This is a genomic window from Streptomyces aurantiogriseus (assembly GCF_014649375.1).
GTDB lineage: Bacteria > Actinomycetota > Actinomycetes > Streptomycetales > Streptomycetaceae > Streptomyces > Streptomyces aurantiogriseus.
In genome coordinates, this window is record NZ_BMSX01000001.1 from 515,713 (window position 1) to 536,361 (window position 20,649).

The following is a 20,649-nucleotide window of genomic DNA, read 5'->3' on the forward strand; positions in this document are numbered from 1 at the left end:
TTGGCCACGGTTGACACCGCCTCAGCGAAACCGTACGCACCCCCCACCCGGCCGTGTTCCACCGCACCCCCGCTCCAGCGCCCGCCGAGCAGCGGCGTCCCCGAGCAGCCGCACTCCGCCACGACCCTCATCGGCTCCGTGCAGCGCGCGATGCGCCTGCTGGAAACCGTCGCCGAGCACGCGTGCGGCGCCCCGGCCAAACAACTGGCCCGGGAAACCGGCCTCGCGCTCCCCACGGCGTACCACCTGCTGCGCACCCTCGTGCACGAGGGCTATCTCCGCCGGGACAAGGGGCTGTTCTTCCTCGGGGAGGCGGCCGAGCGGCTGGGCAGCAGCGGGGCGGCGCAGAAACGTCGCAGCACGGTCGTCGACACCCTCGCCCATTGGCGTGATGTGATCGGCGTTCCGGTGTACTACGCCGTGTACCGCGAAGGTGAGATCGAGGTCGTGTGCGTCTCCGACACCCCGGGAAATCCGGCGGTAGAGGAATGGGCCGACTTCCGTGAGACCGGGCATGCGCACGCCATCGGCCAGTGTCTGCTGTCCCAGCTGGACGAGGAGTCCCGCCGCGACCACCTGGACCGCTATCCGGTGCAGTCGATCACCCCCTTCACCGTCCGGGACGACCACACGCTGATGCGGCGGTTGGCCCGCGTGCAGCGGATGGAGACGGTTGTCGAACGGCAGGAGTACGCGCTGGGCACGGTGTGCGCCGCGATCCCCATCACCGTGGGCACCACAGCGGCCACCATGGCCATCTCCCTGCCCGCCCACCAGGCCGACCGGCTGGCGTCGGCGGCGCAGCAACTGCAGAACGAGGCCGGACGGATGCTGGGTTCGCTTGCGATCTCTATCAGTATCTGAAAACTCACTCCTTGTGATCAGTTGTGTACGTTCAGCAAGATGCCTGCAGTATCCGGGGTACATTCCCAGCCAGTCGACGGCGAACGACGGGGTAAGGCGATGCGCGAGTCCGTACAGGCAGTACAGGCAGAGGTGATGATGAGTTTTCTCGTCTCCGATGAGCTCTCTTTCCGCATCCCGGTGGAGCTGGGCTACGAGACCTGCGATCCCTATGCCGTACGGCTCACTTTTCACCTGCCCGGTGACGCCCCGGTGACCTGGGCTTTCGGGCGGGAGCTGCTGATCGACGGGGTGGGCAGGCCATGCGGCGAGGGGGACGTGCGGGTCGCGCCCCTCGATCCGGGCTCTTTGGGCGAGGTTCTGATCCGGCTTCAGGTCGGCGGTGACCAGGCGGTGTTCCGCTCCTCGGCGGCTCCGCTCGTGGCTTTCCTCGACCGTACCGACAAGCTGGTGCCGCTGGGGCAGGAGGGCGCGCTGGCCGACTTCGACGCACATCTCGACGAGGCGCTGGACCGGATCCTGGCGGAGGAGCAGAGCGCCGGCTGAATGATGCGCCGAGGCATGGTGGCGGAACGCTTCAGCGTGGGGAGGGGGTACGCAGGAACGCTTCTTCCGGGCAGGGGCGTTGCCGCGCGCGGGCTTGTAGCCGGCTTGCAGCAGAAGCGCGAGGCAGAGAGGCGAGGAACTCGCCCAGAGGTGAAGCACCGGGCGTCCGGGCCGGTGTCGACGATCGGCCCGGACGCCCGGACGCCCGGACGCCCGGACGCCCGGACGCTCGGTCGCGTCAGCGCTTGCGCCGCCTGCCCCTGCCGCCCCGGGTGGCCTGGGGCGCGGAGCCCTCCGTACCGGACGGCGTCGCCCCCGGCACCGCGTCCGGAGCGGCCGGCCTGGGTGCCGTCCCGGACTCCGGTCGGTCGGCCGCGACCACCAGAGCCGCGAGAGCCGTGGTCACCGGCACCGACGCGACCAGGCCGATCGAGCCCACCAGCGTGCGCACGATCTCCTCGGCGACCAGTTCGCTGTTGGCGACCGTGCCGACGCTGCTCTGCGCGATCGAGAAGAGCAGCAGCAGGGGCAGCGCCGCACCGGCGTAGGCGAGGACGAGCGTGTTGACCACGGACGCGATGTGGTCACGGCCGATCCGGATACCGGCCCGGTACAGCCCGCGCCAGCCCATCGACGGGTTGGCTTCGTGCAGCTCCCAGACCGCCGACGTCTGGGTGACCGTCACGTCGTCGAGGACGCCGAGCGAACCGATGATGATGCCGGCGAGCAGCAGACCGCTCATGTCGATGGACGGATACAGGCCGTGGATCAGACCGGTGTTGTCATCCGTGTTACCGGTCAGCGCGGCCCAGTCGACGAACCACGAGCCGAGGAAGCCGATCAGCAGCAGCGAGATGAGCGTGCCCAGGACCGCGACGGACGTGCGGGCCGAGAGGCCGTGACACAGATAGAGCGCGATCAGCATGATGGCGCTCGACCCCACCACCGCCACGACCAGCGGATTCGAGCCCTGCAGGATCGCGGGCAGGACGAAGAAGTTCAGCACCAGGAAGCTGATGGCCAGTGAGATGAGCGCCATGACGCCCCGCAGCCGCCCGACGACCACGACGGCGACGGCGAAGATCGCGGCGAGCACTCCCAGCGGGACTCGGCGGTTCACATCGGTGACCGAGTACTGCAGATCCTTCGGCGCGGAGGGCTCGTAGGCGACCACGACCTTCTCGCCCTCGTGCAACTGCCGTGACTGGTCGGGCTGCACGATCTCCGTGAACGTACGGCCCTTGTCCTTGCCGGTGTCGACCCGGATGGTGGCCTTCTTGCAGGTGCCGTTCGCCTGCTGCTGGGCGGAGGAGCCCTCGGCCGTCGACGTGTCGCCGGTCGGGGTGTCGCCCGAGGCGTTCACCGACGAACAGCTCACGCTCTCGACCTTGGTGACCGTCGCCTGTTGCGTCTGCCGGTCGAAGCCGACCCCGGTGCGCTCGTGCGGCGGGGCACCGCCGGGCCACAGCACGACCAACCCGGCGAGCACGGCCACGGCGAACGGGATGAGGACGGCCGCGATGACCTTGCGCAGATGCTTGGAGACGGGAGCGGCCGGGCCGTGGCTGTGGGAGTGCCCGTGTCCGCCGCCGGGACCGCCGTGACCGCCACCGTGGCCACCGCTGTCTCCGTCGTCGCGGTGGCCGTGGCCGTCGTCATGGCCACCACCGGGGCCGTGCTCGCCACCACCGGCCCCTGGTCCGTACCCACCGCCCGGCTCCTGACCGCCGCCCGGTCTCGGCGCGCCACCGTATCCGGGACGGCCGCCTCCGTACGTGGGCCCCTGATCGTGCGCGCTGGTGAAGTCGCGGTCGGCTCCAGAACCAGGGCCGGAACCAAGGCTGGGACCGAGGCCGGGGCCGGGACGGGGGCCGGGACCGTTGCCGTTTCCGGCGCCCGGTCCGCGGGGCGGTTCGGGGGGTGGGTACGGAGGATGGTGTGTCGTGGTCACCGACCGATCATCGCAAGAACGACAGGGGCCCTCTGTTCACCGCGCCCGAATTGCCGCTAGCGTGGGGGCAACCTTTGCACACGCGGGAGCTCGGAGCACCGGGCTGAGAGGGCGCTGACCTCCGTCTTTGCGATGTTTCACGTGGAACGTCACCAGAACCGAGTGATGTTTCACATGAAACGTCGGCCGACGGTAACCGCTGCGTCGACCGCTGAACCTGTTACCGGGTAATGCCGGCGTAGGGAGTAGGTCTCATGACCATCAAGGACGCACGCACGCCTGCCTCCACGCAGATCTCTGCCGACGAAGAGGCCGGGAAGTCCATCGGCTGGCACAAGGCGTATGTCGAGGGCACACGCCCCGACCTTCGCGTGCCGGTCCGTCAGGTGCACCTCACCAACGGGCAGTCGGTCACGCTGTACGACACCTCCGGCCCATACACCGATCCACTCGTCGAGACCGATGTCCGTAGGGGGCTGCCGCCGCTGCGGGAGAACTGGATCATCGCCCGCGGCGACACCGAGGAGTACGCGGGCCGGCCCGTCCGTCCCGAGGACGACGGCATCAAGCACACCTCACCCCGCGGCGGCCTGCGCAACCTCGACGCGGTCTTCCCCGGACGGCCACGCCTGCCGCGCCGCAGCCGCGACGGCAAGGCGGTCACGCAGCTCGCGTACGCGCGTCGGGGTGAGATCACGCCCGAGATGGAGTACGTGGCCATCCGGGAGAACGTTTCGCCCGAGGTGGTCCGCGAGGAAATCGCGGCGGGTCGGGCGGTCCTGCCCGCGAACGTCAACCACCCGGAGATCGAGCCGATGATCATCGGCAAGCGGTTCCTGGTGAAGGTCAACGCCAACATCGGCAACTCGGCGGTGACGTCCTCCATCGAGGAGGAGGTCGAGAAGATGACCTGGGCGACCCGCTGGGGCGCCGACACGGTCATGGACCTGTCCACCGGCCGCAACATCCACACCACCCGCGAGTGGGTGTTGCGCAACTCCCCCGTCCCCATCGGCACGGTCCCGCTCTACCAAGCCCTCGAGAAGGTCGACGGCAAAGCCGAGGAACTGACCTGGGAGATCTACAAGGACACCGTCATCGAACAGGCCGAGCAGGGCGTGGACTACATGACGGTCCATGCGGGTGTCCGCCTGCCGTACGTCCCTCTGACGGCGAACCGCAAGACCGGCATCGTCTCCCGCGGCGGCTCGATCATGGCGGCGTGGTGCCTGGCCCACCACAAGGAATCGTTCCTCTACGAGAACTTCGAGGAGCTCTGCGAGATCCTCGCCGCCTACGACGTCACGTACTCGCTGGGCGACGGCCTGCGCCCCGGTTCGATTGCGGACGCCAACGACGAGGCGCAGTTCGCGGAGCTGCGGACGCTCGGGGAACTCAACCGGATCGCGAAGCGTTTCAACGTTCAGACCATGATCGAGGGCCCGGGCCATGTCCCGATGCACAAGATCAAGGAGAACATCGACCTTCAGCAGGAGATCTGCGATGAAGCTCCGTTCTATACGCTCGGCCCGCTGACGACGGACGTCGCTCCGGCGTACGACCACATCACCTCCGGCATCGGTGCCGCGATGATCGCCTGGTGGGGCACGGCCATGCTCTGCTACGTGACGCCCAAGGAACATCTGGGCCTGCCCAACCGTGACGACGTCAAGACCGGCGTCATCACCTACAAGATCGCCGCCCACGCAGCCGACCTCGCCAAGGGGCACCCCGGTGCGCAGGAATGGGACGACGCGCTGTCCGACGCCCGCTTCGAGTTCCGCTGGGAGGACCAGTTCAACCTGGCCCTCGACCCCGACACGGCCCGCGAGTTCCACGACGAGACACTGCCGGCCGAGCCGGCCAAGACCGCTCACTTCTGCTCGATGTGCGGGCCGAAGTTCTGTTCGATGAAGATTAGCCAAAGCATCACAGAGCGGTTCGGTGGTGCCGCGGCTGAGGGGGCTTCTCCCGAGGAGATCGCTGAGGGGATGCTCCAGAAGTCGAAGGAGTTCGCGGCGAGTGGGAACCGGGTGTACCTGCCGCTCGCGGACTGAGCCGACAACGTTCTTGCGGCGTGGGCCCCTCCCGATGGGGCGAGGGGCCCATGCTGATCTTCGCTGATCTCGTGGACGATCGGGCACAGTGCATTTACGCTCGCGCCATGTCAGGAGCGGTTCGACGGCTGAGACAGCTCGGCAGGAGTCTGGTGCGGCTTTTCTGGGCCATGGACCGCGCCTTGGGCGGTGACCGCCCTCCAACCCGTGCACAGCGCTACGCGGCGCTCCATCCGCTGCGGGTGGGGCTGGTGGCTGGGGCCATAGCGACCGGGGCTTTCGCTTTGGTAGCGCTTACAAGCCGGACGCATCCGACGGACATTGCTCTGGTCCTACTGGTCGGCGTGATGATGGGCGCCATCTTTGCGCTGACAGCCCGGGGGGAGAGGGCGCGTCAAACCCGCCTGCGACAAAGGAAGATTTGGAACGACTCGTAGTGCATCAGGCACGGTGTCTGCATGAGTGATTCCGGTGCGAACCTGTCGTCGATGAAGATCTCCCAGGACATCCGCCGCGAACACGGCGGTAGCCGGGCGGGGATCGAGGAAGGGATGGCACAGAAGTCGAAGGAGTTCGTGGCCGCGGGCAACCGGGTGTATCTGCCGTTGGCGGACTGACGTCGACCGGTGTCGGCCACGGCGCCCCGGCGGTGTCCCAGAACGCTTGCCCAGGGGCCGTGGCTCGGCAGACTGGCTCCATGACAGCGCGATCCATGAGCAAGGGCGCCAATCTGCCGGTCGACGCTTCGGCGGTGCGCGTCGAGATCAGTTGGGCCGAGAGGGCCGGTGGGCCCGATGTCGACGTGTCGGCCCTGTTGTTGACCGCGGCCGGGAAGGTGCGGGACGACGGGGACTTCGTCTTCTACAACCAGCCGCAGCATGCCTCCGACGCCGTGATCCACCGGGGGAAGCGGAGCGATGCCGACGTCACGACCGACACCGTCGAGGTGGACCTGCGTGCGCTGGAGAGCGCCATCGCGCGGGTCGAGCTGTGCGCGTCGGCGGACGGGGGCACCTTCGGGCAGGTGAGCGGTCTGACGTTGAGACTGCTCGACTCGGGGAGCCTGGCGGAGCTGGCGCGCTTCGAGATGCAGGGGGACACGGAGACGGCGTTCATCGGCGGCGAGTTGTACCTGCGCGAGGGGAGGTGGAAGTTCCGTGCGGTCGGCCAGGGATATGCCTCCGGGCTGGCGGGACTGGCCACCGATTTCGGGATCACCGTCGATGACGAGCCACCCGCAACGGTTGCTTCCTCTGCCACGGTTGTCGCTCCGCCACCTCCGCCGCCCCCGCCTCCGCCGGCCTCGCCGCCCCCGCCGACCTCGTCTGCCCCGCCGGCTTCCGCCCCCGCTCAGGCGCCTGCCGGCCCTCGCCTGAGCAAGGGTGAGGAACGGCTGCCGGTCGACATGCGCAAGCGGCTGTCCCTGCGCAAGGAGCAGGTCGCCGTCAGCCTGAGCAAGCGGGGAGCTGCGGGCGTCAGGGCGCGGATCATCCTCGTGCTCGATGCCTCCGGATCCATGGCGTTCCTCTACTCCGGGGGCGTGGTGGCGGATGTGGTGGAGCGCATGGCCGCGGTGGCGGCACAGCTCGACGACGACGGCGAGATGCAGGCCTGGACGTTCGCCTCCAACGCCGCCCGCCTGCCCGACCTCCGCCTGGGCGAACTCCCCGAGTGGCTGCGGCTGCACGTACGGGTGGGGGAGATCAGCCTCTTCCGTCGCAAGAAGCCGAGGAAGGGCCTGGAACCAGGGCAGGTCGACATGCGGACGATCGGCATCCAGAACGAGGAGCAGAAGGCGATCGCCCAGGTCAGAGAGTACGTACGGGAGAACCCGGCGGCCGCCCCGACCCTGGTGCTGTTCTTCTCGGACGGCGGCGTCTACCGCGACAGCGCGATCGAACGGGAGCTGCGTGCCGCGGTGGAGGAGCCGATCTTCTGGCAGTTCGTGGGCCTCGGCCGGTCCCACTACGGGGTGCTGGAACGCTTCGACACCCTGCCCGGCCGCCGCGTCGACAACGTCGGTTTCTTCGCCGTGGACGACATCAGAACGGTCCCGGACCAGGAGCTCTACGACCGGCTCCTGTCCGAGTTCCCCTCCTGGATCACGGCTGCCGGCCGGGCAGGAATCCTCTGACCCGGGCAGACGCTTCCCTCCTGCAGCAGGCAGCAGGCAGCAGGCAGCAGGCAGCAGGCAGCAGGCAGCAGGCAGCAGGCAGCAGGCAGCAGGCAGCAGGCAGCAGGCGTTGTGAGTGCGGGCCGTTACGGTCGGCTCCGATCCTGATCCGAGCCGGGCACACGGCTTGCGCTCCCTTCTCCGGGGGCGCAAGCCGAGGGCCTACTCCGGCTGGTGTTCCGGGCCTCCGAAGTCCGGGCTGGTGTAGTCCGGGCTGCTGAAGCTCGGGCGCGGGCCGGCCGAGGGGCCGTCGTCGGGGCTGGTGAAGCCCGGACGGTCGTAGCCGATCTTCGGCAGGCGGCCGGTGGGTGCCGGCGGGGCCGGTGCGGGGTGCAGTGCGGCGGCCGTACCGGGGTCGGCGAGGGCCTCGCGGAGGAACGGCAGTATGCCCCGTTCCAGCAGGGCTTCTCGCCAGGCTTCCCTGGCTCGGGCCACCTCCTCGCTCAGTTCGCTGTACGGACCGGCCTCCAGGGAGGGCCGGTTGCGCAGGGCGGTGAGCAGGAGCCCGACGGTGGCGACGAGGATCGCGGCTGCGGCGATGGCCCCGAACGCCCATCCGGCGGTGACCATGGCCTGGGCGAACGACTGATCGGGATCGAGCATCCTGAGGACGTAACCGACGAGCAGGAAGATCACCGCGGCGGTTCCGGCGAGAACGGGGGTGAGGACGGCGGCAACGGCGACGGCGCCCGCTCCGGCGGCTTCGGCGGCCTGGGCCGCCTCCCCCATGGTGGTGGCGAGCCCCATACCGCCCACGTCCGGCTCACCGGAGCCGGACTCGTGGATGGGTGACGACGGGGTGGACGGCGCCGGGTGGCGCAGTTCCTCGCGGACCTTCACATAGTGCTGGTACTCGGTCGCCGCGGCCACCGTGATGAGTGCGGAGGCGTTGAGCGCCATGGTGCGCAGCTGTTCGGCGTTGAGCCGCTCGCCGACAGCGGTCAGTTCCGGGTGGTGTGGTGCGGAGCGCAGCGCCTCGTCGAGGATCCGCTCGTACTCTTGGCGGTCCTCGCTGTGCAGGTGCTGCGGAACGCTGTTCATGTGCATCCCCCGATGCTCCGTAGGGCTTGGGGCTCGCATGCCAACGAGCCGTCGGGCAGAAACGGAGGGGAGCCTGCTACGGATAAACCGATGGTAGAGCGGCGACGGCATGAGGTAACAGGGGGTTTGCCGAAATTGGCCCCTGGCCTGCGGCGTCGTCGGACGCTCCGGCGCGCGGGACGCCGGATGCGTGAACGATCAGGCGCCCAGAGGCAGTTGCTGGACCAGCAGCTTTCCGGCCATCGTCACTCCGCCGTCCATGGCGATGGCCAGCCCGTCGGCGTAGACGTGCGGTCCCTCGACCACGGGACCTGCGCTGTCCTCACCCTCCTCGGAGCCGACCTCGCCCAGCAGATACGGGATCGGGCTGTGGCCGTGAACGATGCGGGTGCCGCCGTACGTATTCAGCAGTGAGCGGACGGCGTCGGCGCCGCCCTCGTCGCGGAAGGAGAAGCGCTTGGTGAACTTGCGGAACAGATCCCAGACTTCGTCCGCGTCGTTGCGGGTGATCGTCTCGCGGACGGTGTCGTTGACCGCCTCGATCGAGTCGCCGTAGTCGAGGTAGGCGGTGGTGTCGGAGTGGACGAGCAGGTGGCCGTCGACCTCCTCGACGGCGTCGAGACGGGCCATCCACTGCAGGTGATGGTCCTGGAGGCGGTCCATGTCGGACTTCTGGCCGCCGTTGAGCAGCCAGGCCGCCTGGAAGGTGGCGGTGCCCGCGCCGGAGTTGACGGGGGTGTCGCCGAACCGTTTGGCACCGAGCAGCAGCAGCTCGTGGTTGCCCATCAGGGCCTTGCAGTAGCCGCCGGCCGCGGCGGCCTCGGCGGACAGCCGCATCACGAGGTCGATGACGCCGATGCCGTCCGGGCCGCGGTCGGTGAAGTCGCCGAGGAACCACAGCCGGGCGGTGCCCGCGCACCAGTGGCCGGCCCCGTCGATCAGGCCCTTCTCCTGCAGCGCGGCGACCAGCTCGTCGAGATAGCCGTGCACGTCACCGACGACGAACAGCGGGCCGGGGCCGGTCGCGGGCAGCGGAGCCTGGACGGCCGTGGGGTCGACGGTCACTTGGAGGGTGTCCCCCCGGTTGATGACGGGCAGGTCGCGTTGGGTGGGCGTGTAGCCCTCGGGGTGCTCCAGCGGCTCCTCGAGGGGAGGCGCGGCGTTGCCGGGATGCGTGCCGTGGACGTACGGACCGGTCTCGTGGACGTACGCGGGCACCCGAAAGTCGCGCAACGTCGCCGTCCGCTCCACCTCGGGTCCCTGACCGGCCCCCTGAGTCATCAGACCCCTCCACCATCGCGCCGCATCTGCACCGCTTCGGACTGCCTGGTCGCGACGGCCCGCGGTGCCGTGCGCCCATCATAGGAATGCGGATCGTGCCGTGTGATGACCCAGGGGTGGTGAATCGGAGCAAGGCTCCAGTTCACTGCGGCTTTCGTCCCGATTGGGCCGGGCTTCGGCAGTGCGCGTTCATCCCAGGCAGACCATGATCACACCCTCGCCCCACGTGCCTCCGGCGCCACGGACGGGACCGAGGGGCGCCTGGCGATCACAGGCGGCGCACAGACCGGTGGCGCACTTCCCGCCCCCCGGGGCCTGCTGCGGCCTTCCACATGCCGTCCGGCAACGAGCAGCAACGTGGCCCCGCGTGCCCCCAGGGGACCGCCTGGAATGACCGCCCAGGAGACGAGATCGCCCAGGGGACAGACCGCCTGATCACCCAGGGGTCAGATCACCCAGGGGCCGGACCGCCCAGGGGCCGGACCGCCCAGGGGCCGGACCGCCCACCCCCTACCTCTCCTCGGGCTCCCGCGGTGGACTCACCGTCGTGCGTGGCGGACGTCGCTGAGACGAGGTACGCACGATCAGTTCGGTCGGTATCACCTGCTCGACGGGCTGGTCCGATTCCACGCCCTCGATGGCGTCGATGAGGAGCTGGACCACCGCCGTGCCGATGCGGCGCGGTTTCAGGGAGAGGGTGGTGATGGGCGGTTCGGTGTTGGCGTACACGGTGGACTCGCTGCAGCACACCAGCAGCAGGTCCTCCGGGACGCGCAGCCCGTAGCGGCGGGCGGCGGCGAGGAGATCGGTGCCGTTGGGGTCGAACAACCCGTAGACGGCGTCGGGGCGGTCGGGGCGGGCCAGCAGCCGGTCGGCGGCGACGGCGCCCGCGCACGGGTCGTGTGCGGGGTAGGCCTCGTAGACCGGGTCCTGGCCGACACGCTCGCACCAGTGCAGGTACGCGCTGGTCGACAGATGCGTGTACGTGTCCGTCGAGGTGCCCGTGAGCAGGCCGATGCGGCGGGCGCCGGCGTCGGCGAGGTGGTCGAGGATGTCGAGGACGGCGGCCTCGTGGTCGTTGTCGACCCACGCGGTGACCGGGAGCGTGCCGGCCGGGCGGCCGTCGGAGACGACCGGTAAACCCTGTCGGACGAGCTCGCTGAGCACCGGATCCTGGTCGGAGGGGTCGATGACGACCGTGCCGTCCAGGGCGACGTTCGACCACACGTCGTGGCGCGAGGTCGCGGGGAGGATGACTAGCGCGTAGCCGCGGGCCAGCGCGGCGGAGGTCGCGGCGCGCGCCATCTCGGCGAAGTACGCGAACTCCGTGAAGGTGAAAGGTTCATCCCCGTACGTCGTCACGGTCAGGCCGATGAGGCCCGACTTGCCGGTACGGAGGGTTCTGGCCGCGGCCGAGGGGCGGTAGCCCAGTCGGTCGGCGACCTCGCGGACATGGCGTCGGGTGGCATCGGGGAGCCTGCCCTTGCCGTTGAGGGCGTCGGAGACGGTCGTGATGGAGACTCCGGCGGCGGCGGCCACGTCCCTGATACCCGCTCGGCCCGGCCGGCTGCCTCGGCGTGAGGTTTCCGCGCGGCTCACCTGGTGCTTCCCTGCTGCTGTCATGGCGAGCCGATAGTAGGGCTCATCCGGTGGGGTAGGGCGGACGCATATGCACGCGTTGACAGGCACGTTTCTGCATGGTCGCAAGCGAGCAAATGCCTTGGAAAACAAGCCAGTTGAGGATCTCCATGCCAGGACGTGGTGTGTGTGCGCGGATGAGCCTGCCAAGGCACCGATGTTTCGAAGAGGTCTCAACTCACCTGCACGAGGGATGCGCGCCACGGCGTGAGCTACCGGCGCATAGATATATGTGCGGCGCGCCCCCCGTTTCATACGCCTTCGTACGGTGATGCGCCTGATGCGTGCCTGAGGTACATCGCCCGTACGCGATCCGCCGGGGGCCCGTCATCAGCAGCCTCTCCGCAGCTGTTCGCACCCGAGCCGAATCCTCATAAGGTGAGCAGTATGGGAAGCCGGTGGTGGTCACGAGGAGGACTGCGGTGAGCGAGACGAGCCCCAAGCTGCGCGCCGAGCTGGAGGGGATCCCCACCTACAAGCCGGGCAAGCCGGCGGCGGCCGGCGGTCCCGTGGCCTACAAGCTGTCCTCCAACGAGAACCCCTACCCGCCGCTGCCCGGTGTGCTGGAGAGCGTGTCGGCCGCCGTCGCCTCCTTCAACCGCTACCCGGACATGGCGTGCACGGGCCTGGTGAACGAGCTCTCCGAGCGCTTCGGTGTCCCCGCCTCCCATCTGGCGACCGGCACTGGCTCGGTCGGCGTCGCCCAGCAGTTGCTCCAGTCGACCGCCGGCCCCGGCGACGAGGTGATCTTCGCCTGGCGGTCCTTCGAGGCGTACCCGATCGTCACGCAGATCAGCGGCGCGACCGCGGTCCGGGTGCCGCTGACGCCGGGGGACGTGCACGACCTGGACGCGATGGCCGACGCGATCACCGAGCGGACCCGGCTGATCTTCGTCTGCAACCCCAACAACCCCACGGGCACCGTGGTGAAGCGGCCCGAGCTGGAGCGGTTCCTGGATCGGGTGCCCGGTGACGTGCTGGTCGTGCTCGACGAGGCCTACCGCGAGTTCATCCGCGACCCCGAGGTGCCGGACGGCGTCGAGCTGTACCGGCAGCGGCCGAACGTCTGTGTGCTGCGGACGTTCTCCAAGGCGTACGGCCTTGCCGGGCTGCGGGTCGGTTTCGCGATCGCCCACGAGCCGGTGGCGGCGGCGCTGCGCAAGACAGCGGTGCCGTTCGGGGTGAGCCAGCTCGCGCAGGAGGCGGCGATCGCCTCGCTGCGGGCCGAGGACGAGCTGTTCGGCCGGGTCGGGTCCCTGGTCTGCGAGCGCAACCGCGTGGTCGAGGGCCTGCGCGAGCAGGGCTGGACGGTGCCCGAGACCCAGGCGAACTTCGTGTGGCTGCGGCTGGGCGAGCAGACGGTCGCCTTCGCGGCGGCGTGCGAGCAGGCCGGTGTCGTGATCCGGCCGTTCCCGGGTGAGGGTGTGCGCGTCACGGTCGGGGAGACCGAGGCCAACGACATCTTTCTCAAGGTGGCGGAAGTGTTCCGCAAGGAGCTGTAGGGCGGCCCGCTGCCTCAGGCCGGCTGCTGCTGGGCGCCTTGGTTTCACGTGGAACCAAGGCGCTCTTTCCGTGCCATGGGCCCACCGGTCTGTGTCCTGGCTCCCACCGGCCCCTCGCAGGTGAGGGCGGGTGGGCCGCGTTGGGGACCCCCGCCCGTCGAGCCTCGAACGGCTATGCGTCATAATTGCTTGTGAATGTGAACGCTTTCACAAGCGGTGAGGTAAGGAGCGGCGACGTGGACCTGGCTTTGGCGCCGGAGACTCTGGCGCGCTGGCAGTTCGGCATCACGACCGTCTACCACTTCCTGTTCGTCCCCCTGACGATCTCGCTGGCCGCTCTCACGGCCGGGCTGCAGACCGCCTGGGTGCGCACGGAGAAGGAGAAGTACCTCAGGGCGACCAAGTTCTGGGGCAAGCTCTTTTTGATCAACATCGCGATGGGCGTTGTCACCGGCATCGTGCAGGAGTTCCAGTTCGGCATGAACTGGTCGGACTACTCGCGGTTCGTCGGTGACGTCTTCGGTGCGCCGCTTGCCTTCGAGGCGCTCATAGCCTTCTTCTTCGAGTCCACCTTCATCGGGCTGTGGATCTTCGGCTGGGACAAGCTGCCCCAGAAGATCCACCTGGCCTGCATCTGGATGGTCTCGATCGGCACGATCCTGTCGGCTTACTTCATCCTCGCGGCCAACTCGTGGATGCAGCACCCGGTCGGCTACCGGATCAACGAGGCGAAGGGGCGGGCCGAGCTCACCGACTTCTGGCTCGTGCTGACCCAGAACACCGCGCTCGCCCAGGCCTTCCACACCCTCTCCGCGGCCTTCCTCACCGGCGGCGCCTTCATGGTCGGCATCTCCGCCTTCCACTTGCTGCGCAAGAAGCACATCCGCGATATGAAGACCTCACTGCGGCTCGGCCTGGTCACCGTCGCCGTGGGCGGTCTGCTCACCGCGGTCAGTGGCGATGTCCTCGGCAAGATCATGTACGAACAGCAGCCGATGAAGATGGCCGCGGCCGAGGCCCTGTGGGACGGCGAGGCGCCCGCGCCCTTCTCGGTCTTCGCCTACGGGGACGTCGACAAGGGCCACAACAAGGTCGCGATCGAGATCCCCGGCCTGCTCTCCTTCCTCGCCAAGGACGACTTCACCTCGTACGTCCCCGGCATCAACGACGTCAACAAGGCCGAGCAGGAGAAGTTCGGGCCCGGCGACTACCGGCCCAACGTCCCCGTCGCCTACTGGGGCTTCCGCTGGATGATCGGCTTCGGCATGACGTCCTTCGCGATCGGCCTGGCCGGACTGTGGCTGACCCGCAAGAAGTTCCTGCTGCCGCAGCACCTGCGGGTCGGTGACGACGAGGTGCCGCACCTGGTCCTGTTCCGGAACAAGGCGCTCAACCCCAAGCTCACCAGGCTCTACTGGCTGGCCGCCATCTGGACCCTGGCCTTCCCGCTGATCGCCAACTCCTGGGGCTGGATCTTCACCGAGATGGGTCGCCAGCCGTGGGTCGTCTACGGCGTCCTGCAGACCCGCGACGCGGTCTCCCCCGGCGTCTCCCAGGGCGAGGTCCTCACCTCGATGATCGTCTTCACGACCCTGTACGCGATCCTCGCCGTCGTCGAGGTCAAGCTGCTGGTGAAGTACGTGAAGGCCGGCCCGCCCGAGCTCACCGAGGCCGACCTCAACCCGCCCACGAAGATCGGCGGCGACTCCCGTGACGCCGACAAGCCGATGGCCTTCTCGTACTAGGCCGAGGGAGCTGCACAGTCATGGAACTGCACGACGTCTGGTTCGTCCTGATCGCCGTCCTGTGGACCGGCTACTTCTTCCTGGAGGGCTTCGACTTCGGAGTCGGCGTCCTCACCAAGCTGCTCGCCCGCAACCGGCCCGAGAAGCGGGTGCTCATCAACACCATCGGGCCCGTCTGGGACGGCAACGAGGTGTGGCTGCTCTCGGCGGGCGGCGCGACCTTCGCCGCCTTCCCGGAGTGGTACGCCACGCTCTTCTCCGGCTTCTATCTGCCGCTGCTGCTCATCCTCGTCTGCCTGATCGTGCGGGGCGTCGCCTTCGAGTACCGGGTGAAGCGGCCGGAGGAGAACTGGCAGCGCAACTGGGAGCACGCGATCTTCTGGACCTCGCTCCTCCCGGCGTTCCTGTGGGGTGTGGCCTTCGGCAACATCGTCCGGGGCGTGAAGATCGACCAGAACTTCGAGTACGTCGGCAACCTCTGGGACCTGCTCAACCCGTACGCGCTGCTCGGCGGTCTGGTGACCCTGACGCTGTTCACCTTCCACGGGGCGGTGTTCACGGCCCTCAAGACCGTCGGCGACATCCGGGAGCGGGCGCGGAAGCTGGCGTTCAAGGTCGGTCTGGCGACTGCTGCCTTCGCGCTGCTCTTCCTGCTGTGGACGCAGGTCGACGGCGGTGACGGCAAGAGCCTGGTCGCGCTGGTCGTGGCGGTCGCCGCCCTGGTCGCGGCGCTCGTGGCGAACCAGGCCGGGCGCGAGGGGTGGTCGTTCGCACTGTCCGGCGTCACCATCGTGGCCGCCGTGGCCATGCTGTTCCTGACGCTCTTCCCGAACGTCATGCCGTCCACGCTCAACGAGGAGTGGAGCCTCACGGTGACCAACGCCTCGTCGAGCCCCTACACCTTGAAGATCATGACCTGGTGTGCGGTGATCGCCACACCGATCGTGATGCTCTACCAGGGGTGGACGTACTGGGTGTTCCGCAAGCGGATCGGTACACAGCACATCGCTGAAACTGTGCACTGAGTCCGAGTTGGGGCATGTTTCACGTGAAACATGCCCCTTGAGAAGAGGGTGTGTTTCACGTGAAACCGATCGACCCGCGTCTGCTCCGATATGCCCGCGCCACCCGCCTCTTCCTGGTGGCGGTCGTCGGTCTGGGTGCCGTCGGGGCGGCGCTGGTCATCGCACAGGCCATGCTCATCGCCGAGGTGGTGGTCGGCGCTTTCCAGCACGGGCTGTCGGCCGCCGAACTCCGCACTCCCCTGCTGCTGTTGGTGACGGTGGCGATCGGCCGCGCACTCGTCGCCTGGCTCACCGAGCTCTCCGCGCACCGAGCGAGCGCGGCGGTGAAATCGGAGCTGCGGGGGCGGTTGCTGGAGCGGGCCACGGAGCTTGGTCCCGGGTGGCTGAGCGGGCAGCGGACCGGTTCGCTGGTGGCCCTCGCCACGCGGGGTGTGGACGCCCTCGACGGCTACTTCTCGCGCTATCTGCCGCAGTTGGGGCTTGCCGTGGTCGTGCCGGTGGCGGTGCTGGCGCGGATCGTGACCGAGGACTGGGTGTCCGCGGCGATCATCGTCGGCACGTTGCCCCTGATCCCGATCTTCATGGTGCTGATCGGCTGGGCCACGCAGTCACGGATGGACCGTCAGTGGCGGCTGCTGTCCCGTTTGTCGGGGCACTTCCTGGACGTCGTCGCGGGATTGCCCACCCTGAAGGTGTTCGGGCGGGCCAAGGCGCAGGCCGAGTCGATCCGGCGGATCACCGGCGAGTACCGGCAGGCGACCATGCGGACCCTGCGGATCGCCTTCATCTCGTCGTTCGCGCTGGAGCTGCTGTCGACGCTCTCGGTGGCGCTGGTCGCCGTGACCATCGGCATGCGGCTCGTCCACGGCGAGATGGACCTGTACATCGGCCTGGTCATCCTCGTGCTCGCGCCGGAGGCGTATCTGCCGCTGCGGCAGGTCGGGGCGCAGTACCACGCGGCCGCCGAAGGGATCGCTGCCGCTGAGGAGATCTTCGCGGTGCTGGAGACGCCGGTGCCCGCGTCGGGCAAGGGCGCCGTGCCGGCGGGGGGCGTGGCCTTCGAGGGCGTGACGGTCCGCTACCCAGGCCGGTCCACCGACGCCGTGTCGGACGTGTCCTTCGCCGTCGAGCCCGGGGAGACGGTCGCGCTGGTCGGCCCGAGCGGTGCGGGCAAGTCGACTCTGCTGAACGTACTCCTGGGCTTCGTGCGGCCCACAGAGGGCCGGATCCGGGTCGGGGGAGTCGACCTCGCCGACATCGACCTGGAGCAGTGGCGGTCCCGGATCGCATGGGTGCCGCAGCACCCACACCTGTACGCCGGGACGATCGCCGAGAACGTACGGCTGGCGCGTCCCGACGCCGATGACACGGCCGTGCGGCGGGCGCTGGCGGACGCCGGGGCGCTGGAGTTCGTGGACGCGCTGCCCGCCGGGGCCGAGACCGTGCTCGGGGAGGACGGAGCCGGGCTGTCCGCCGGTCAGCGGCAGCGGCTCGCACTGGCCCGGGCGTTCCTCGCGCACCGGCCGGTGCTGCTGCTGGACGAACCGACGGCCGCCCTCGACGGGGAGACCGAGGCCGAGGTCGTGGCGGCCGTGCGACGGCTCGCAGCCGGACGGACGGTCCTGCTGGTGGTGCACCGGCCGGCGCTGCTGGCGGTGGCGGACCGGGTGGTGCGGCTGGCGGAAGCCGCGGCCACTCGACGCGTCGAGGCCGCGCACACGGGCGTTTCCACGCGGCTCGAGGAAGCACCCGTCCCCGCCGTCGCGTCCGAGTTCGAGCCGCGGCTCACGGCGACCGAGGGCGGTGTCCTCGCCCGGGTCCGCGCCATGGCCGGCGCCCGGCGCGGCCGCCTCGGCCTCGCGCTGCTGCTGGGCAGCCTGGCCCTGGGCAGCGCCGTCGGGCTCATGGCCACCTCCGGCTGGCTCATCTCGCGGGCCTCTCAGCAGCCGCCGGTGCTGTATCTGATGGTGGCCGTGACGGCGACCAGGGCCTTCGGTATCGGACGGGCCGTGTTCCGGTACGCCGAGCGGCTCGTGTCGCACGACGCGGTGCTGCGGATGCTCGCCGACACCCGGGTCGCCGTCTACCGGCGGCTGGAGCGGCTGGCGCCCGCCGGACTGCGCACGACCCGCCGGGGCGATCTGCTGACCCGGCTCGTCGCCGATGTGGACGCCTTGCAGGACTACTGGCTGCGGTGGCTGCTGCCCGCCGGTGCGGCCGCCGTCGTCTCGGCCGGGTCCGTCGCGTTCACGGCGTGGTTGCTGCCCGAGGCAGGGGCCGTCCTCGCGGCGGGGCTGCTCGCGGCCGGGGTGGGCGTCCCCCTGGTCACCGGTGCGGTGGCGCGCCGGGCCGAACGCCGGCTCGCCCCCGCGCGGGGCGTGCTCGCCACCCGCGCGGCCGACCTGCTCACCGGGACCGCCGAGCTGACCGTCGCCGGGGCCCTGCCCGCCCGTACCGCAGAGGTGCGGGCGGCCGACTCCGTCCTCACGCGGATCGCCTCACGGGCCGCCACCGCCACCGCGCTCGGGGACGGACTGACCGCCCTCGTCTCCGGGCTGACCGTCGCGGCCGCCGCCCTCGTGGGCGCGCAGGCCGTTGTCGACGGGCGGCTGGGCGGCGTGACGACGGCTGTCGTCGTCCTCACCCCGCTGGCCGCCTTCGAGGCCGTTCTGGGGCTGCCTCTGGCCGTCCAGTACCGCCAGCGGGTGCGCAGGAGCGCGGAGCGGGTGTACGAGGTCCTGGACGCCCCCGAGCCGGTGGGCGAGCCGGAGCGGCCCCGGCAGGCGCCCGCGTCGCCGCTCCCGCTCGTCGTCAAGGGGCTGACCGGCCGGCACGCCGGGCAGGACCGGGACGCGCTCGCCGGTGTCGACCTCACGCTGGCGCAAGGGCGCCGGACCGCCGTGGTGGGGCCCTCCGGCTCCGGCAAGACGACCCTCGCGCAGGTGCTGCTGCGGTTCCTGGACGCGGGCGCGGGCTCCTACACGCTCGGCGGGGTGGATGCGTACGCCCTGGACAGCGACGACGTACGGCGGCTCGTCGGGCTGTGTGCGCAGGACGCGCACCTCTTCGACAGCTCGGTCCGCGAGAACCTGCTGCTGGCGAAGAAGGACGCGACCGAGGAGGAGCTGCGTGACGCGCTGGCCCGGGCCCGGCTGCTGGAGTGGGCCGACAGCCTGCCCGACGGGCTCGACACGCTCGTCGGCGAGCACGGGGCCCGGCTGTCCGGAGGCCAGCGGCAGCGGCTCGCGTTGGCCCGCGCGCTTCTCGCCGACTTCCCCGTCCTGATCCTCGACGAGCCCGCCGAGCACCTCGACCTGGCGACCGCCGACGCGCTCACCGCGGACCTGCTGGCCGCCACCGAGGGCCGTACGACGCTCCTCATCACCCACCGGCTGGCCGGGTTGGAGGCGGTCGACGAGGTGGTCGTGCTGGACGAGGGGCGGGTCGTGCAGCGCGGCGCGTACGCGGAACTGGCCGCCGCTGAGGGGCCGTTGCGGAGGATGGTCGAGAGAGAGGCGGCGGCGGAGGCGCTGGTGGGGGCGCGGGCCTGAGGAACCTCGCACGGGCGGAGTCCTCGGTGGCGGCAGCAGGTACGGGGCGGGCCTCGGCGAGGCCCGGCGGCGGGACGGCGGTGGTGGCAGGCGCCGCACTGACGGACCGGCACACAGGCCCTCGCTGGGCCATTCGTGGCGGCCCGTCCCCCAGGCGTACGACTTGAACAGGACCGACGGCAGGCAGTCAGGACACGATCGCTGACATGCGCTCATCTCGCCGTCGGCTCCCGCTCTTTCCCGTTCTGCTGTGCGCGGCCGCGGTGCTCGCAGCACGGCCCACGGCCGCCGACGGCGAGCCCGGCGGGGACGGTTCCGGCGCCGATGCCGGGATCAGCGCGCAGGTGGCCCGGCTGTACGAGGACGCCGCACTGGCCACACAGCGGTACGAGGCGGGGCGGCGCGAGGCGGAGGCACAGCGGGCCGAGGCCCAGCGGCTGGAGGCACTCCTCGGCCGCCAACGGCAGGAGCTCGCCGTGCTCCGTGGCGACCTGGGACGTATCGCGCGCGCCCAGTACCGCAGCGGTGGTGGCCTGTCGGACGCCGCGCGGTTCGTCCTGGCCCGCGATCCCGACGAGTTGATGCGGGGTCAGCACGTCTTCTCCCGGACGAACCAGGCTGTCGACAACGCGATCGGCAAGAGCCGCCGGGCGGAGGCACGGCTGGCCGCCGACGAGGCGAAGGCCACCGGGGCCAAGCAGGCGCTGGAGCGGCGCAACGCCGAACTCGCCGTGCTGAAGAAGGGCATCGAGCAGAAGCTGGAACAGGCGCGGTGGCAGTTGCAGGGGCAGGCGGACGCCTCGGTCGCCGCCGGCTCGTGCCGGGGCGCCGTGCGGCTCGGCCGGCCATCGGTGCAGCTGACCCGGGAGTGGGCCGCGCCCGTCGAGGGCTACACGCTGTCCGCGAGCTTCGGCAGTGGCGGTGCCCGCTGGGTGAACCGGCACACCGGGCAGGACTTCGCGGTGCCGATCGGGACGCCTGTGCGGGCGGTCGGCGCGGGCCGCGTGGTGCGGGTGGCGTGCGGAGGCGCGTTCGGCATCGAGATCGTGCTCCAGCACGCCGACGGCTACTACACGCAGTACGCCCACCTCGCGGCCGTCACCGTCGATCAGGACGAGAACGTGACGCCCGGGCAGTGGATCGGGCAGTCGGGCACCAGCGGCAACTCCACCGGGCCGCACTTGCACTTCGAGGTGCGGGTCACGCCGGAGATGGGGTCGGCGGTGGATCCGGTGCCGTGGCTGACGGCGCGCGGGGTGCCGGTCGGTTAGGTGT

Annotated in this window: 13 protein-coding genes and 1 pseudogene; 10 read left to right on the forward strand and 4 right to left on the reverse strand. The window is 70.0% G+C overall.

Annotated elements, in window-relative coordinates:
• Both IE263_RS02445 and IE263_RS02450 read left to right on the forward strand, forming a co-directional pair.
• The gene (locus IE263_RS02445) at positions 1-864 is read left to right on the forward strand and encodes an IclR family transcriptional regulator (protein WP_189931632.1); all 864 of its coding nucleotides are present in this window, start codon (positions 1-3) and stop codon (positions 862-864) included.
• A 99-nt stretch (positions 865-963) separates the two neighbouring features.
• Positions 964-1,410, forward strand: coding sequence for an SsgA family sporulation/cell division regulator (locus tag IE263_RS02450; protein ID WP_189931634.1), 447 nt, complete (start codon positions 964-966; stop codon positions 1,408-1,410).
• Positions 1,411-1,648: 238 nt separating this feature from the next.
• Here the strand turns inward: IE263_RS02450 and IE263_RS02455 are convergent, their stop codons facing one another.
• Positions 1,649-3,361, reverse strand: coding sequence for a YibE/F family protein (locus tag IE263_RS02455; protein WP_189931636.1), 1,713 nt, complete (start codon positions 3,359-3,361; stop codon positions 1,649-1,651).
• A 254-nt stretch (positions 3,362-3,615) separates the two neighbouring features.
• Here IE263_RS02455 and thiC point away from each other — a divergent pair, with 254 nt between their 5' ends.
• The 3 genes and pseudogenes from thiC to IE263_RS02470 all read left to right on the forward strand — a co-directional run bounded on the left by thiC (position 3,616) and on the right by IE263_RS02470 (position 7,552).
• A complete protein-coding gene (thiC, locus tag IE263_RS02460; protein WP_189931638.1) occupies positions 3,616-5,418 on the forward strand; it encodes a phosphomethylpyrimidine synthase ThiC in 1,803 nt (600 codons plus the stop codon).
• Positions 5,419-5,888: 470 nt separating this feature from the next.
• Positions 5,889-6,035, forward strand: a pseudogene (locus tag IE263_RS02465) (thiamine biosynthesis protein ThiC); the annotation flags it as partial.
• Positions 6,036-6,115: 80 nt separating this feature from the next.
• A complete protein-coding gene (locus tag IE263_RS02470) occupies positions 6,116-7,552 on the forward strand; it encodes a VWA domain-containing protein (protein ID WP_189931640.1) in 1,437 nt (478 codons plus the stop codon).
• Between the two features lie 201 nt (positions 7,553-7,753).
• Here IE263_RS02470 and IE263_RS02475 read toward each other — a convergent pair whose 3' ends face one another.
• The 3 genes from IE263_RS02475 to IE263_RS02485 all read right to left on the reverse strand — a co-directional run bounded on the left by IE263_RS02475 (position 7,754) and on the right by IE263_RS02485 (position 11,536).
• Positions 7,754-8,638, reverse strand: coding sequence for a hypothetical protein (locus IE263_RS02475; protein ID WP_189931642.1), 885 nt, complete (start codon positions 8,636-8,638; stop codon positions 7,754-7,756).
• 192 nt (positions 8,639-8,830) lie between these two features.
• Positions 8,831-9,913 carry a metallophosphoesterase gene (locus tag IE263_RS02480; protein WP_189931644.1) on the reverse strand — a complete coding sequence of 361 codons (1,083 nt, stop codon included), beginning with the start codon at positions 9,911-9,913 and terminating at the stop codon, positions 8,831-8,833.
• Positions 9,914-10,423: 510 nt separating this feature from the next.
• Entirely contained in the window at positions 10,424-11,536 is a 1,113-nt protein-coding gene (locus tag IE263_RS02485) for a LacI family DNA-binding transcriptional regulator (RefSeq protein WP_189931646.1), read from the reverse strand.
• Between the two features lie 437 nt (positions 11,537-11,973).
• On the opposite strand from IE263_RS02485, the gene hisC reads away from it, so the two are divergent.
• The 5 genes from hisC to IE263_RS02510 all read left to right on the forward strand — a co-directional run bounded on the left by hisC (position 11,974) and on the right by IE263_RS02510 (position 20,645).
• On the forward strand, positions 11,974-13,053 hold the full coding sequence (gene hisC / locus IE263_RS02490) for a histidinol-phosphate transaminase (RefSeq protein ID WP_189931648.1): 1,080 nt from the start codon (positions 11,974-11,976) through the stop codon (positions 13,051-13,053).
• Positions 13,054-13,289: 236 nt separating this feature from the next.
• Positions 13,290-14,798, forward strand: a complete 1,509-nt coding sequence (locus IE263_RS02495) for a cytochrome ubiquinol oxidase subunit I (protein ID WP_189931650.1) — start codon at positions 13,290-13,292, stop codon at positions 14,796-14,798.
• Positions 14,799-14,818: 20 nt separating this feature from the next.
• Positions 14,819-15,823, forward strand: a complete 1,005-nt coding sequence (gene cydB, locus IE263_RS02500) for a cytochrome d ubiquinol oxidase subunit II (RefSeq protein WP_189931651.1) — start codon at positions 14,819-14,821, stop codon at positions 15,821-15,823.
• Between the two features lie 59 nt (positions 15,824-15,882).
• Positions 15,883-19,374 carry a thiol reductant ABC exporter subunit CydD gene (cydD, locus tag IE263_RS02505; RefSeq protein WP_189931652.1) on the forward strand — a complete coding sequence of 1,164 codons (3,492 nt, stop codon included), beginning with the start codon at positions 15,883-15,885 and terminating at the stop codon, positions 19,372-19,374.
• A gap of 206 nt (positions 19,375-19,580) precedes the next feature.
• Positions 19,581-20,645, forward strand: a complete 1,065-nt coding sequence (locus IE263_RS02510) for a M23 family metallopeptidase (protein ID WP_189931654.1) — start codon at positions 19,581-19,583, stop codon at positions 20,643-20,645.
• The last annotated feature ends 4 nt before the right edge of the window (positions 20,646-20,649 follow it).